Origin of the sequence: Proteiniphilum saccharofermentans (genome assembly GCF_900095135.1) — a bacterium.
Lineage (GTDB): Bacteria > Bacteroidota > Bacteroidia > Bacteroidales > Dysgonomonadaceae > Proteiniphilum > Proteiniphilum saccharofermentans.
In genome coordinates, this window is sequence record NZ_LT605205.1 from 4,209,609 (window position 1) to 4,223,949 (window position 14,341).

Sequence of the window (14,341 nt, forward strand, 5' to 3'; positions counted from 1 at the left end):
AATTAGTAATTTTTAATCTACAAAGAATAATAGAATGAGCAGGTTTATTATAAGATATATATTGTTTCTTGTGGCGGGGGTGATGCTGCCAATAGCTGTCTCCGCACAAAAAGATGTCCGGAAGAACATCCGCAAAGGGAATAAGGAGTACCGGCAGGAAAAATTCTCCGACGCGGTCAAATTCTACGAAAATGCGGTGGAAGAAAATGCTGCATCCAAAGAAGCGAATTTTAACCTTGGGAATGCCCTTTACCGGCAGAAAGAGTGGGATCAGGCTATTGAGAAGTATAACCATTACACCTCTTTAGAACAGGAAAAACCGGAGGAAGCCTCTGCTGCATGGCATAACATAGGGAATGCGATGCTGCAAAAGAAAGAGTTGCAAGGTTCAATGGAGGCCTATAAAATGGCATTGCGATTAAATCCCCAGGATGATGAGGCCCGCTATAACCTGGCAGTGGTACAGAAGATGATCCGGGATGAAGAGGAGCAGGGCGGCGGAGAACAGGATCAGCAGGAGGATCAGCAGGAACAACAACAAGAACAGCAACAACAGGAACAACAACCGCAACAGAATGACCAGAATCAGGAGAAACGTGCGGAACAACCCGACCAACCGGAACAGATGTCACGCGATAATGCCCGACAACTGCTTCAGGCGATAGAACAGGATGAAAGAGAGACCCAGGAAAAGGTCCAACAGATAAAGGCTAAGGAAAGAGAGGAGCAGGCTGAGAATAACAGGAGGAACAATAAGAATTGGTAAAAAAATAATTGATGAATATGCTAATATGCCAAACAACGTTCAACGGAGTGAAGCGTAGTTAATGTGCCAATGAGTCGATATATTGATAAATTAAAAGTGAAGAATGAAAAATGAAATAAGCCCTATGAAGCGTATCTATATATTTTTTCTTCTTTTCGCTGTGTTGCTTACCGGTGCCGGAAAGGTGTCCGCCCAGGTAACATTCAAGGCTTCTGCTCCGGCGACTGTGGTTGAAGGGGAGCAGTTCAGGTTGAGCTATATCCTGAACAAGGAAGGGAAGGATATTCGCCTTCCGGAGATTCCCGATTTTGATGTATTGTTCGGTCCCAGTATATCCACCAGCTTCAGCCAACGGACGGTGAACGGCAAAACCACCTCTGAGAGTTCGGTTACTTATACCTATATCCTGATGGCAAAAAAAACGGGAACATTCACTATCCCCTCTGCCTCTATCAGGGTAGATGGGAGTAATTATGAATCCAATTCACTGCAAATAAAAGTGCTTCCTCCCGATGAATCATCATCGCAAGAGCCTGCCGCCGGCGGGGGAAGGGGTGAGGATCGCTCTTCCGGCACAGGGACTGCGACTGTCTCAGCCGATGATGCATTTATCAGGGCTATTGTCTCCAAGAACGACCCTTATGAACAGGAGGGATTCACTGTTACATTCCGGCTCTATACTATATTGAATCCGATCAATTACGGGAAAATACAGTTTCCCGAATTCGAAGGTTTTATGGTAGAAGAGATCGATCTACCGGCGAATCAGCAACTACAACTGGAGCGGTATAACGGAAGAAACTATTATACGGCCGATCTTCGTAAAACATTGCTGTTCCCTCAGCGGTCAGGACAGATCTCTATCCCGCGCGGAAGCCTGGAGATGGTCTTTTCTGTTCCGTCAGGGAGGAGGGTTTCCACCTTCTTCGGCACCCAGGAGGTGATGGTGGATGTAAAAAAAGAGTTGATCACCAATCCTTTGTCAATCAACGTAAAACCCCTCCCGGCCAACAGGCCTCCCAGCTACGCCAATGCGGTAGGTACTTTCACATTGAAATCCGGGATCAATTCTACAGCAGTAAAAGCCAATGAGGCGATCACCATTACATTGGAAATATCCGGGACAGGAAATATGAAACTGATCCGGAATCCTGAAATAGAATTCCCCAATAATTTTGAAGTATATGATCCTACAGTTACAAACTCCCTGAATGTAACTACTAACGGATTAACCGGAATCAGGAAGATAGAATATATGGCTATCCCCCGTTACGAAGGATCCTATACCCTACCTGCAGTAGAATTTACCTATTTTGACCCGGGCAAAAACAGGTACGAAACACTCACAGCACCGGAACAGAATTTGCAGATAGCAAAAGGAGATCCGGGTAGTAGTACGACCAGCACTTTTGTGAATCGCCAGGAGGTAAAGGTGGAACAGGATATACGCTTCTTGAAGACCGGTGAACCATCCTATCTTTCCGCCACAACCTTCTTCGTCGGCTCATTAAATTACTGGTTATGGTACCTGATCCCTCTACTGGTACTGATTGTGCTTTATATAATAAACCGGAAGCAGGCACGGGAAAATGCCAATGTGGCGTTGATGCGCACCCGGAAAGCGAATAAAATGGCTATCAAGAGGTTAAAAACAGCCAATAGGTATCTGAAAGAACAGGATAAAGAGCATTTTTATGATGAGGTGTTACGTGCAATATGGGGGTACTTCAGCGATAAACTTTCCATTCCGGTGGCACGCCTGTCAAAAAACAATATAGAAGAAGAACTGTCACGAAAAGGCATCAGTGAACAGGTGGCGGGTAAGTTTATTGAAATCCTCGACACCTGCGAATTTGCACGGTATGCCCCTGCCGAAAGTAACGCCGAGATGGACCGTATCTACAACGATACGATGAAAGCGATTGAAGAGATGGAAAACAAACTACGGAAAGCGGGAAAATAATGTGATGATGTAATGATTTGTTGATGAGCTGACGCCCGGTTATAATCAGCTAATCAGCAAATTAGTTAATCAGTTAATCAGTTAATCAGTTAATCAGTTAATTTGCAAATCGAAATGATATGGTACGGAATATATTCAATTTCATTAGGCGTTTTCCACGCTCGGCAAAACAAAGAAATTTGATAACGAAAACGTTAATTTTTATATTGACCCTATATTGTGGCGTGGAGATGGTGTCGGGACAAGAGATAGTCGGCGATACGGTCCCGAATCCGGCCAATACAGCAGTAGAACTATCTGCACCGGCATCTCAAGATATGCCGGAGGCTGCCGCCCAGGCATATCGCAGCCAGAACTATAAAGAGAGTATAGCGCTTTATGAAGAACTTATTGCGCAGGGAATGGCTGACGACAAAGTATCAGCACAACTCTATTACAATCTGGGTAATGCCTACTTTCGGGATAACCAACTGGGAAAAGCAATCCTCTGTTACGAAAGGGCATTGCTCCTTGATCCGGGTGATGGTGATATCCGGCATAATCTCCGGTTTGCACAGAATCGTACCGTAGACCGTATCGACACAGCAGCCAATCTCTTTCTTACCAACTGGTTCAGAGGTATAAGGAATGTGTTCAGTTCCAACCAGTGGGCTATCACAGGTATTATACTCTTTATCCTGTTCCTGGCTTGTGTGGCTGTTTATCTTTTCATACGCCTGCTCTGGGCAAGGAAGACTGCTTTTTATACAGGTATCGTAATTCTTCTATTGATGATTGGGGCAAATATTTTTGCATTTAGCCAAAAAAGTGAGCGTACACGCAAGGACTCCGCCATCGTAATGGTAGGGGCTGCTGCAGTCAATGCTTCGCCCGACACCAATAGTAATCAACTTTTTGAATTGCATGAAGGCACGAAAGTAAAAATCAGAAATAGGGATGGCAATTGGTTTGAAATTCAGATTTCCGACGGCAGCATAGGTTGGATTCGCCAACAGGATGTGGACGTAATATAGTGGAAAGGAGCCTGGGTGGTTAGGTGGGATGAGAATTGAAAGTCGAAAATGGAAAATAGATTGATATGGAACTTTGAATCTTGAATTTGAAATTTAAAAATATGAAAGATTTTATAGAAGGGCTACTTCCCGCGGAACGCGATCTCTTTTTTGCCATGAATGGCAGCGATTCGCTGTTTCTGGATAATGTGATGTGGACAATCAGTGGCCGGTTCATCTGGATTCCGGTATTCCTTTTCATCCCCTTCATCTTTTTTTACCGTGCACGCCGTAACGAAGCGATTTTAGTCTCCCTCTTCCTCATCCTTGTATTTGTTGCCACAGACCAGATCTCATCCTCCTTTTTCAAACCCTTCTTTGAACGCTTTCGGCCTACCCATCATCCCGACTTCAGGGATATGGTAGACATTATGAACGGCTACAGGGGCGGCAGATATGGCTTTATTTCAGGACATGCTACCAACAGTTTTGGATTGGCCGTGTTTCTTTCGTTAGTGTTCCGGAACCCTTTAGTGACATTCAGCACACTGCTATGGGCTACAATTAACAGTTATACCCGTATCTACCTGGGTGTACATTTTATTTCGGATATCCTGGCCGGAATGATTGTAGGGACGTTTGTCGCCTTACTCTTATATGCGATCTATGCAGCGTTGAGAAAAGCCATTATCCACCCGCCACTATCCCGGAGGGTGAGTGCTTACGGTAAGAAAGAGGGTACAACACTAGCCGCTTTCGTCATCTTATATCTGGCCATTATTACTATTTTTAGTCCTTTTTTAGCAACTTTACCCCATTGAAGATGTTATAAGAATAAGGACAGGATATTTTCGCAAAGATTTTAATACAAAAAATTTGCTTTCTCTGTTTTTTTGTGTATGTTTATGGCAGAAATAGATTACCAAATGTATTATTAATATAAAAAATAAAAAGCCATGGCAAGAACAATCACTTTTAACGAGTTAAGAGAACTGAAAGACAAACTGCCTGACGGTAGTATCCACCGGATAGCCGAGGAATTGGATATGAAACCCGAAACCGTGAGGAATTATTTTGGTGGATACAACTACAAGGAAGGCAGAAGTGTGGGAATACATATTGAACCAGGGCCCAATGGCGGCATTGTGGTGCTTGATGATACTACCATCTTTGACAAGGCACTGAGCATTCTCGGCCTTAAGGATTATCCCGAACCCGACTCGGTAGAAACAGAAGAGGTAGAATAAAATGTAAACCCATTATTGATCACTTACCGGTGCAATATTGGGTTTTTTTATCTTTAGATTATTAACACAGGTATTTGTGGGAATTGACATCCTTGAATACCTAAAACGATGACAGTATGGGAAAGGATAAAAAAGACAGCAGTTCATACGACGAAAAGCTGGTTACCGTTGCCATCCATACGTATGATAAAGCGCATATATTAAAATCAATCCTTGAGTCAGAAGGAATTCCGGCGGTCATTCACGGTATAAAATTGATCGATCCGGTAATCCCTGGCAATGTGCGGGTACGGATCAATGAGAGCGACCTCCCCAGAGCACTACAAATTATTGAAGATGTCGATTTCTCATCGGGTATGGAAAGTGAGAATCAGAAAAAAACAAAGAAGGAGATTCTCATTCCAGTGGATTTTTCCGATTATTCGCTGGTTGCATGTGAATTCGGGTTTCGGCTGGCACGTGATATGGATTGTAAAGTAAAATTACTTCACGCATTCTTTACTCCCTTTTATCCTGCATCAGTTCCTTTTGGAGATACTTTCACCCTACAGACAACCGACAAAGATCTGTTTCAGGATGTTAGAAACAGGACAGAGAGAGAGATGCAGAATCTGGTAGAGAAGATTGAAAACAGGATTGCTTCCGGTGCCATACCCCAGATATCCTACAGTACTGCCCTGGTGGAAGGACTACCTGAAGAGGAGATCATCACTTATTCCAAAAAGATACGTCCGACTGCCATAGTAATGGGTACCAGAGGAAAAAATGCCAAGGAACTGGATCTTATCGGCAGCGTGACTGCAGAAGTGATGGAGGGCTGCAGGACACCTGTTTTTGCAATTCCTGAAGGAGCTAAGATAAGAAGTATTTCAGAAATGAAAACCATTGTCTTTCTTACCAACTTCCAGGAACGTGAGTTCAAGGCGTTCGATATCATGATGAAATTTTTGAAACCCTATCCGGTAAAAGTCTATCTGGCACATATTGCCAAGAAGGAGGATGTGTGGAACGAAATCAAGTTATCGGGAGTACAAAAGCGTTTTTCCGACCTTTATCCACATTTGCAGATCGAATATAAACTGATCGACCAGAATGAGGGACTGGAGGTAACACTCGATAAATTCGCGGAGACAAATAATGTTGATATGATATCCCTATCGAGTTCACGCCGCAATATCTTTGCAAGGATATTCAACCCCGGAATCGCGAGGAGAATGATATTCCATTCCGATACACCACTACTGGTGATCAAGGGGATGTAAGTAACCAAAAAAGGGTTCCTCGTACTGAAGAACCCTTTTTTAGGCTATTTACCTTATCTAACCTTATCAGATACCCAATTTCGTTTTTACCTGTGCCGTAACATCCACAGCCGAAGGGGTAAAATAAACGATGGGAGATTGCATGGCAGAGATGTCGTAAACGAACGAATATTTGTTCTCATCTCCTACTGCCTTGATAGCATCAAATATCTTTTTATTTACGGGTTCGAGCAGTTTCTGCTGTAGTTGCTGCAATTCCTGTTGGCCATTCTGCATATAAGTCTGATATCTCTCATACAACTGGGTTATTTGCTTTTGCTGGTCTTGCTTTCCTGCATCTGATGCAGCCGGATTTTTCTCAAACTCTTCCTGTTTCTTTGAGAATTCATCTTCTAACGCCTGGAGGTTTTTTCTAATCTCTTCCTGTTTGCCGGAAAGTTGGGTCTCAATACCGGAGAGTTCGGGCATAGCAGCAAAAATCTCCTGTACATTCACGGTGGCGATTTTCACTTCTTGTGCCATGGCCGCCAAAGGAGCCAAAGCAATAAACAAAATCAATAATTTCTTTAACATGATTACTATTTCTATTTTTTAGTTGGTAATTCGATAAAAAATCGGTTACAAAGATAATCTATTTATTTTAATAACCTAACCTTGAGAGTACCTGATCACTGATATCGATACTGGGGGAAGCAAAAATGATCGATGTAGCTGAAGCCCTGTCCACTACGATAGTATATCCCGATTCTGTAGAAACTGCTTTCACAGCCTCATAGATATCATCCTGTATAGGCTTGATAAGCTCTTCCTGTTTTTTGAATAACTCACCCTGTGGCCCGAAATATTTATTTCTGAGTTCCTGAATAGCATTTTCTTTTGCCACAATTTCGTTTTCCCGTTTCGTTTTTTCATTTCCGCGCAGGGTTGCTAAATCAGCTTGGTATTTCTTATACATGGCATCGACAGTCTCCACCTCTTTATCTATCTCACTCTGCCACTGCGTTGAGAAAGACTCAAGCTGCTTGTTTGCACTTTCATAAGAAGGAATTCTCTTCAGAATATACTCCATATCGATCAGTGCATACTTCTGGGCATAAGTGTTCCCCACTGCTAACGCCATAAATATTCCTATTAAAAAAAATATTTTCTTCATATGATTCTGTTTTTTATTCCACATTCCAAATCTCAGATCTCAAATCCAATCTCTATGTTCTTTTCTAAAGACGGTCTTATAGATGAAACGTTTACAGGTATCTTAATAAATTATGTTAAACGCCGCCATGTCATACCGGGTTTCAACAAGCCTTTCAGCTATTTTATCCCAATCCTTCAGGTAGCCGGTTAAAATTCCTGCCCGATAATAAAGTGGAACTGGCTCCCTCCTCTCTCTCTTGAACCCCGACCGTATACCGTATCAAATCCATATGCCCAGTCAATCCCCATCAAGCCGATCATCGGAAGGAAAATACGTGCTCCTACGCCGGCAGAACGTTTTAGGTCGAAAGGATTGATATCTTTCACTTGCCACCATGCATTTCCCGCTTCGAGGAATGCTATCCCGTAGATAGTGGAATTGGGTTCCAGGATAAACGGATAGCGTAATTCCAGGCCGAGACGTGTATAAGCACGTGCCTGCTGGGCAATTGAGTTATTTTCATATCCACGCAATGCTATATTCTCGGTAGCGAAGGTAGTGGTATAACCCGTCATTCCATCACCTCCCACATCGAATGTTTCAAATGGAGTCTGCTTGTTTTTGTTATAGTGCCCCAATATTCCGAACTCGACCCTGGTGGCCATTACCGGTGTTCTTTTAACTGTCAGGGGGGTCAGTGGAGTGAAAGTACGCACTTTCAATTTCCATTTATGATACTCGTTCCATCTGTATTTTACCGGATCGGAGTCAGACATCTTGGTGTAGTCATTGCCATCCCACAATGAGAAAGGAGGCGTAGCACTGACATTTAAAGTGAATTGGGAACCAACACGTGTATAGATAGGGCTGTCGGTAGAGGTACGCGAAAGCGTTAATCCCAGTGTTATACTATTACTGTTTCCTGTCTGGAACGGGAAATAGTTGTATCTCCAGTTTTTCAGTGCGTAAAGCTGGTACCCTAATTCCGCCATAAACTGGAAATAATCGTCCGGCCATTCAAGCCGTTTTCCATATCCCAGGGAAGCACCCACCATATTGAATACCTGGTTCGGGTCATAGCTGTACTCCATTGCATCCTGGTAATAACCGCCACCATAGCCACCATATCCGTAACCGCCATAACCTCCATAACCACCGTAGGGATATCCGTACATGTAGGGATTGGAGTACATGTTCTGGCTGTAATACCGTTCGTTCAACCCGGTCATTCTCGAATAATAAACATTGAATGAAAGGTGGTTGGGCCTCTTCCCTCCAAACCAGGGTTCAATAAATTGAAACTGATAAGATTGATAATATTGACCGTTGGTCTGTGCACTCAACACCAGAGTCTGTCCCTCCCCCTGAGGAATGATTCCTCTGTGCATAGAAGGATTCAACAGGTTTTGCAGCGAGAAGTTGTTCAGGCGTAAACTGAGCTTGCCCACCAATCCGGTCACACCCCATCCGGCCGAAAATTCGATCTGGTCGTTTCCTTTAGATGTCAACGGATAGGTAATGTCGACCGTCCCATCTTCGATGTTGGGGTTAATTCCCCCTGAGATGTCGGCCGAGAGCGCTTCAGGATCGAAGTGTCCTGTTTGTGCTATTTCACGTACTGAACGCAAGAGGTCTTCCTTACTGAATACTGCACCCGGTTTTGTCCTCAGCTCACGGCGGATGATATCCTCATAAAGACGGTCGTTACCCTGTATAATTACCCGTTTGATAATTGCTTTGGGACCTTCTATCACACGAAGTTCAAGATCTACGGAATCGTTCTCTATATTGATCTCTATCGGATCTATACGGGAGAATAAGTAACCGTTATTCTGGTACAGGTTGACAGCCGCATCTTCATCGCTATTCAACCTCTCCTGTAATTTCTTCTGGTTATATATGTCGCCGGGGGACATATTGAGAAGTTGCTCCAATTGGGAAGAAGGATAATGGGTATTTCCCACCCAGTTGATGGAACGGATATGATAGAGTGGCCCTTCTTCGAGTTCGATATCTATATTTACCGTTTTTTCGTCGTGTTTGTAAACCGAGTCGCGAATAATTTCCGCATCGCGGTATCCCTCTTCGTGATATTTCCCGATGAGGTTATTCTTATCTTCCTTATAAAGGTCTTCCACAAATTTTTTGGTACGGAAGAGGTTAATCAGTTTTCCCTTCTCGTTGGTTTTCTTCATTGCCCATTTCAATTTGCGGTCTGAAAGTGCTTCATTCCCCGTAATATTGATACTGTTGACCTTCAGTTTCTCCTTCTTGTCGACCTCAATTTCCAGTACTACCTGATTTTTTTGGGTGGGATCAGGGCGCTGCATAATTCTCACTTCCGCATCACCAAACCCTTTCTCAGAGAAGAAGTTTTTAATGATCACTTCCGCACGCGATATCTGGGGAGGGGTAATTTGATTTCCCTTGACAACTCCTAGTTTTTTCTCAATATCATCCTGTTCATTCTTCTTCATGCCGATATAGCGGATATCGCTTACCCTTGGCCGGTCGGTCAAACGCAATTCCAACCAGACACTGTCTCCCTCCACCTTGGTCTGCAATATTTTTATATCTGAAAAGAGCCCATGCCGCCAGAATTTTTTGACGACATTGGATAGTTCATCACCTGGGATTTGGATCTGCTGCCCTTTGGACAACCCGGAAAATCCTACGAGGGTAAACTTCTGCTCCTCATACATGGTTCCTTCCACACCCGTCACATCGATATCGGCTATATAGTATTTCTTGGGGGCAGCCGTATAGTTCACGGGAGGTACGTCCGGGGTAGACGAAGGGATGGTGTCATTGGTTTGTGCCATTGACACAAACTGCGACAACATGATAAATAACAGAAGTAAATAAGATATTCTCTTCAACATTGTGATATTTTTCTTTTCTCTGACTCTCGTTCAGTGGAGAACTGTTATTGTGCACTCTCTATTTGCTCACTGGTCTTTCCGAATCTCCTTTCCCGTCCCTGGTATCCGATGATTGCTTCGTACAAGGCATCCTCACCAAAATCGGGCCAGAAAGTATCGGTAAAATAAAATTCTGCATAAGCACATTGCCATAACAGGAAATTGCTTATCCGCTGTTCGCCCCCGGTCCGTATCAGCAGGTCGGGATCGGGAATACCCCGGGTAGTAAGATAACCTGCAAAGGTCTCTTCATCAATATCTCCTTCCGGTAAAACTCCTTTTACTACATCTGCGGCGATCCTCCCGGCTGCTGTGGTTAATTCCCATTTCGATGAGTAACTAAGCGCAAGCACTAAAGTAACTCCTGTCCCTTCCGCTGTTTCCCGGATACATTCTTCCAATGCAGTACGGGCATACCCGGGAAGGCGGTTCATATCTCCGATCGTGCGGATCCTGACTCCGTTCCTCTTAAGGTCGGCAGTTTCCCTTGAAATGGCATATACCATCAAATCCATCAATCCCTTTACCTCTTCGGTGGGACGACTCCAGTTTTCTGTGGAGAATGCATAGAGTGTAAGGTACTGTATCGACGCTTTCGATGCGGCCTCCACCACTCTTTTTATTGCATTCACCCCTTCTCTATGTCCTTCTCCCCGCTCCAGTCCTCTGGCTTTTGCCCATCGACCGTTGCCATCCATAATAATGGCGATATGGGCAGGCAGGCGGTTTTTGTCTATCTTGTCAATCAACGACATCTTCTTTATGTCTGAATTGTTAATTCCCATGACAAGGATCTTCACGCATACTGAATTCCCAAGTCAAAAAAATCATTGTGAATGAGTACCAGTCCTTGTTTTTAAGGAAACTGCCTTCAATGCTGAAAGGATTGTCCAGATTCCATCCGGTGGTTTTCTCAGTAACATCGAAATCGTCACCAAACAGTTTTCGCATCGAAAACTCAATGCCGATATTCATTCTGTTTTTTAATTTATACTTAAATCCCATTCCAACAGGGATATTTGCACCTATAAATTTTTTATTTCCCTCCGCATAGGTGACACCCGCTCCTGTAAACAGGTAAGGAGTGTAGGGCCTTGTTCCGAGATAAGCATACTTATCGCTATACGGAAAAAAATTAAACTCTACCTGTGTACCCAACTCGGCCAGCGTACGTTGAAACGAGGCCTGCTGTGCATACGGAAAAGCATTGCCCGAATCATCACTTTTCCCTGAAACGTTGGCTATAAATATACCGGTTTTGATGCTCCAGAGAAAATTAGGGTTGTATCGAAACAAAAAACCTCCACTTAATCCGGGGTGAAGATAGAATTGGGTTTTGTTAGCATCACCCATATAAAATGAGGTGCCCGCAGCGCCACCAATTTCGTACTTATATTCCTGGGCACGGATATCCGCGGTGGGTATCATTATAAAGAGACTCATCACAAAAAGTGAGACACCGACAGATCTTTCAATTTTCATTCTGTTTGCGTATTATTGTCTCAACTCTAACGCAAATTTAGCACATAAATTGTGATTTTTTCTATCAATTCAGGGCAAACTTATTGAGTCTGCCTTTCCATATATCCACCAATTGGGTGTTGGATGAAGATATTCCGCCGAATATCCATATATTATTATCAGCATCGGTAATTACTGAGGTATTCGTTCTTGCTGTAAAATCTGCCGGTAAAGATTGATTCTCTTCTGCCTTGATCCAATCTACACCATAATTGTCAGAATACATCAATATATTTTTCCCGTCCGATGATCTTGCTATCAGATAAGGCTTGTCGTCATAGAAAAACAGACTACTCCCCTTTAAATTAACCTCTTCCGGTCTTTTTGACGAAATATATTTAATAACATCCCCGTCTTCCTGCAGGATCCAGATATTGTTACTGAAAGCATTGTCAGAGGTGTTTCCCCCTGACAGAAAGATGAATTTGCTGGCATAGGAGGTACGGCTCTCAACCTTCATTGCTGAAAAATCTGTTATCGGCATATTGTCGGGCAAATCATTCATCAGGACAATATTCGAAAAACCGTTATTCGTCCGGGCAAACTTGACCTTTTCATCGTGAGTTACCGCCAGCAAAATATTACCTGGATCAGCAAATGGCAGTTCGCCATAAAGCGCTTTCACTTCATATTCTGTTTGCACCGCACTCCAGTCGGAACCGTCAGGAGATTGATAAACCGCACCTGTAGCTGCATCAAGCGCATAGATAAGATTTCCGGATGTAATAAATGATGAAAGGCGAAGAGTGTGGGGGATACCGGAAAGGTCGACTTTTCCCCATTTTGGGGTATCGGAAATGGCTGTTGAATCGGCCTTAATCTCCTCTCCCGATCGGTAATAGGTGTAAAACCGGTTGTTGTAGATGATTGTTGTTTGACTTTCTACCGATGAACCAAGGTAGTTTCCTGCAATTTTTTCCCAAATGAGGATATATGGATCTTCCTGATATATGTTCAGTTGAAAATCATAATTTTTTGATGTGACACCATCAGGAGCCGTAGTCTTGATTTTGCGTAATCTGGGGATGGCAATTGAATCCGATGCGTTCCATGCATATGTACTGTCAGGATCGAGGGTTAACTCTATCATTGAAAAAGCTAAACTGGTTGAACCGGTAAGCTTTAGCATGGCGCTATCCACGTGAAAACCGTAGGGAAGCGGTTCCCTGTTGTATAATTTCCCATTTACCTGGTCAATTGTAAAAACCACTCCGGGTAACAGGTTAGTGGTATCGGTCTTAGAGGCAATGGAGATAGCATATATTTGCGGATCAGTAGGATACTCCATATTGTTGTCGGATGAATTAAGACAGGAGGTAAACAACAATAAGTTCGCGATAAGTACCGATGCCCCGAGGAAATATTTAGATATCATTTGTTTCAAAAATATTGTACACCACAGTTATTTAGGATATGCAAAAGTAGAAAGATTTTTCTCTTTAACCATATTAAAATGAATATTTAATGAAAATTTCGAGTTATTTTACTCTTTAAATGAAATTGAACCGAACCCGGATACTTTCTGAAGGAGGCTGCATCTCCCTGTATGGCCGGTGCTTCCACACCCGATTGGAGCTCCTTTTCGGCTATCTCTACATAGGCCTCGTCCCACATCTCTTTTTCAATGAAAGAGGCTAACAATTGAGCTCCCCCCTCTATCAACAGAGAGTATATTTTTTCATCGTATAACCGGTCTGATATCTGCTTACAGATATTTCCCGTGAAGTCTATTTCGATATACTTTACATATTCCTTTTTTGCTGTAGCGGAAGGGAGGGATGCCGTGAAAACGATAGTAGGCACCGTTCCGTCAAAAAGTGACGCATCAGCAGGAATTTTATTTTCCCTGTCGATAACCACTCTTACAGGGTCATCACCAAACCATTTTCTTGCTGTCAACTGCGGATTGTCCAGGAGAGCAGTATTTGTTCCTACCATGATTCCTTGTACCTGTGTACGGAATTTATGCACAATAGTGTGTGTCATAGTATTGGATATAATAACCGGACTCTTACCGTCACCCGGCTTACGAATATAATCCATGAAACCATCGCTGCTTTGTGCCCATTTTAAGATTATGTAAGGCCTGTTATAGAGTTGATTGACAAAGAAAATCCGGTTCAGTTCACGAGCCTCTTTCTCCAGCATTCCCAGCGTTACTTCAATGCCACTCTCCCGCATCATTGCAATGCCTTTTCCGGAAACTTTCGGGTTGGGGTCACCGGTAGCCACTACCACACGTGGAATTTCCCTGTTAATGATCAACTCTGCACAGGGAGGGGTTTTACCATGATGTGCACAGGGTTCGAGAGAGACATAGAGAGTTGATTCCCGGAGTAACGTACTGTCTTCTACGGAAGCAATAGCATTTACCTCCGCATGTGCCTCTCCATATTGCCGATGAAATCCCTCCCCGATAATTTTGCCGTTATGCACCACTACAGCACCTACCAAAGGGTTCGGCTTTGTGAAGCCTTCACCATTGCGGGCAAGTTGAAGGCATCTCTCCATAAACAGCGGATTTAATTCCATTT

General features: G+C 43.4%; 13 protein-coding genes. 6 read left to right on the plus strand and 7 right to left on the minus strand.

Features of this window, described 5'->3' with window-relative positions; translation table 11 throughout:
- Nucleotides 1-34: 34 nt before the first annotated feature.
- The 6 genes from PSM36_RS16375 to PSM36_RS16400 all read left to right on the plus strand — a co-directional run bounded on the left by PSM36_RS16375 (nt 35) and on the right by PSM36_RS16400 (nt 6,230).
- Nucleotides 35-766 (plus strand): tetratricopeptide repeat protein, encoded by a 732-nt coding sequence (locus tag PSM36_RS16375; protein WP_076931823.1) that lies wholly within the window; start codon nt 35-37, stop codon nt 764-766.
- Nucleotides 767-890: 124 nt separating this feature from the next.
- Nucleotides 891-2,729, plus strand: a complete 1,839-nt coding sequence (locus PSM36_RS16380; protein WP_076931824.1) for a BatD family protein — start codon at nt 891-893, stop codon at nt 2,727-2,729.
- A gap of 206 nt (nt 2,730-2,935) precedes the next feature.
- The gene (locus tag PSM36_RS16385; RefSeq protein ID WP_161947587.1) at nt 2,936-3,742 is read left to right on the plus strand and encodes a tetratricopeptide repeat protein; all 807 of its coding nucleotides are present in this window, start codon (nt 2,936-2,938) and stop codon (nt 3,740-3,742) included.
- A 101-nt stretch (nt 3,743-3,843) separates the two neighbouring features.
- Nucleotides 3,844-4,542, plus strand: a complete 699-nt coding sequence (locus PSM36_RS16390; protein WP_076931825.1) for a phosphatase PAP2 family protein — start codon at nt 3,844-3,846, stop codon at nt 4,540-4,542.
- Nucleotides 4,543-4,677: 135 nt separating this feature from the next.
- Complete coding sequence (locus PSM36_RS16395; protein WP_076931826.1) at nt 4,678-4,968, plus strand: DNA-binding protein; 291 nt, start codon at nt 4,678-4,680, stop codon at nt 4,966-4,968.
- Nucleotides 4,969-5,084: 116 nt separating this feature from the next.
- On the plus strand, nt 5,085-6,230 hold the full coding sequence (locus tag PSM36_RS16400; RefSeq protein ID WP_076931827.1) for a universal stress protein: 1,146 nt from the start codon (nt 5,085-5,087) through the stop codon (nt 6,228-6,230).
- Nucleotides 6,231-6,296: 66 nt separating this feature from the next.
- Here PSM36_RS16400 and PSM36_RS16405 read toward each other — a convergent pair whose 3' ends face one another.
- The 7 genes from PSM36_RS16405 to ribD all read right to left on the minus strand — a co-directional run bounded on the left by PSM36_RS16405 (nt 6,297) and on the right by ribD (nt 14,339).
- Entirely contained in the window at nt 6,297-6,803 is a 507-nt protein-coding gene (locus PSM36_RS16405) for an OmpH family outer membrane protein (protein WP_076931828.1), read from the minus strand.
- A gap of 67 nt (nt 6,804-6,870) precedes the next feature.
- The gene (locus tag PSM36_RS16410) at nt 6,871-7,383 is read right to left on the minus strand and encodes an OmpH family outer membrane protein (protein ID WP_076931829.1); all 513 of its coding nucleotides are present in this window, start codon (nt 7,381-7,383) and stop codon (nt 6,871-6,873) included.
- 188 nt (nt 7,384-7,571) lie between these two features.
- A complete protein-coding gene (locus PSM36_RS16420) occupies nt 7,572-10,247 on the minus strand; it encodes a BamA/OMP85 family outer membrane protein (protein ID WP_076931831.1) in 2,676 nt (891 codons plus the stop codon).
- 44 nt (nt 10,248-10,291) lie between these two features.
- Nucleotides 10,292-11,041, minus strand: a complete 750-nt coding sequence (locus PSM36_RS16425) for an isoprenyl transferase (RefSeq protein WP_076932334.1) — start codon at nt 11,039-11,041, stop codon at nt 10,292-10,294.
- Between the two features lie 19 nt (nt 11,042-11,060).
- The gene (porG, locus tag PSM36_RS16430) at nt 11,061-11,768 is read right to left on the minus strand and encodes a type IX secretion system protein PorG (protein WP_173823148.1); all 708 of its coding nucleotides are present in this window, start codon (nt 11,766-11,768) and stop codon (nt 11,061-11,063) included.
- A 64-nt stretch (nt 11,769-11,832) separates the two neighbouring features.
- A complete protein-coding gene (locus PSM36_RS16435) occupies nt 11,833-13,182 on the minus strand; it encodes a DUF6242 domain-containing protein (protein WP_076931832.1) in 1,350 nt (449 codons plus the stop codon).
- Between the two features lie 86 nt (nt 13,183-13,268).
- A complete protein-coding gene (ribD, locus tag PSM36_RS16440; RefSeq protein ID WP_076931833.1) occupies nt 13,269-14,339 on the minus strand; it encodes a bifunctional diaminohydroxyphosphoribosylaminopyrimidine deaminase/5-amino-6-(5-phosphoribosylamino)uracil reductase RibD in 1,071 nt (356 codons plus the stop codon).
- Nucleotides 14,340-14,341: the final 2 nt, after the last annotated feature.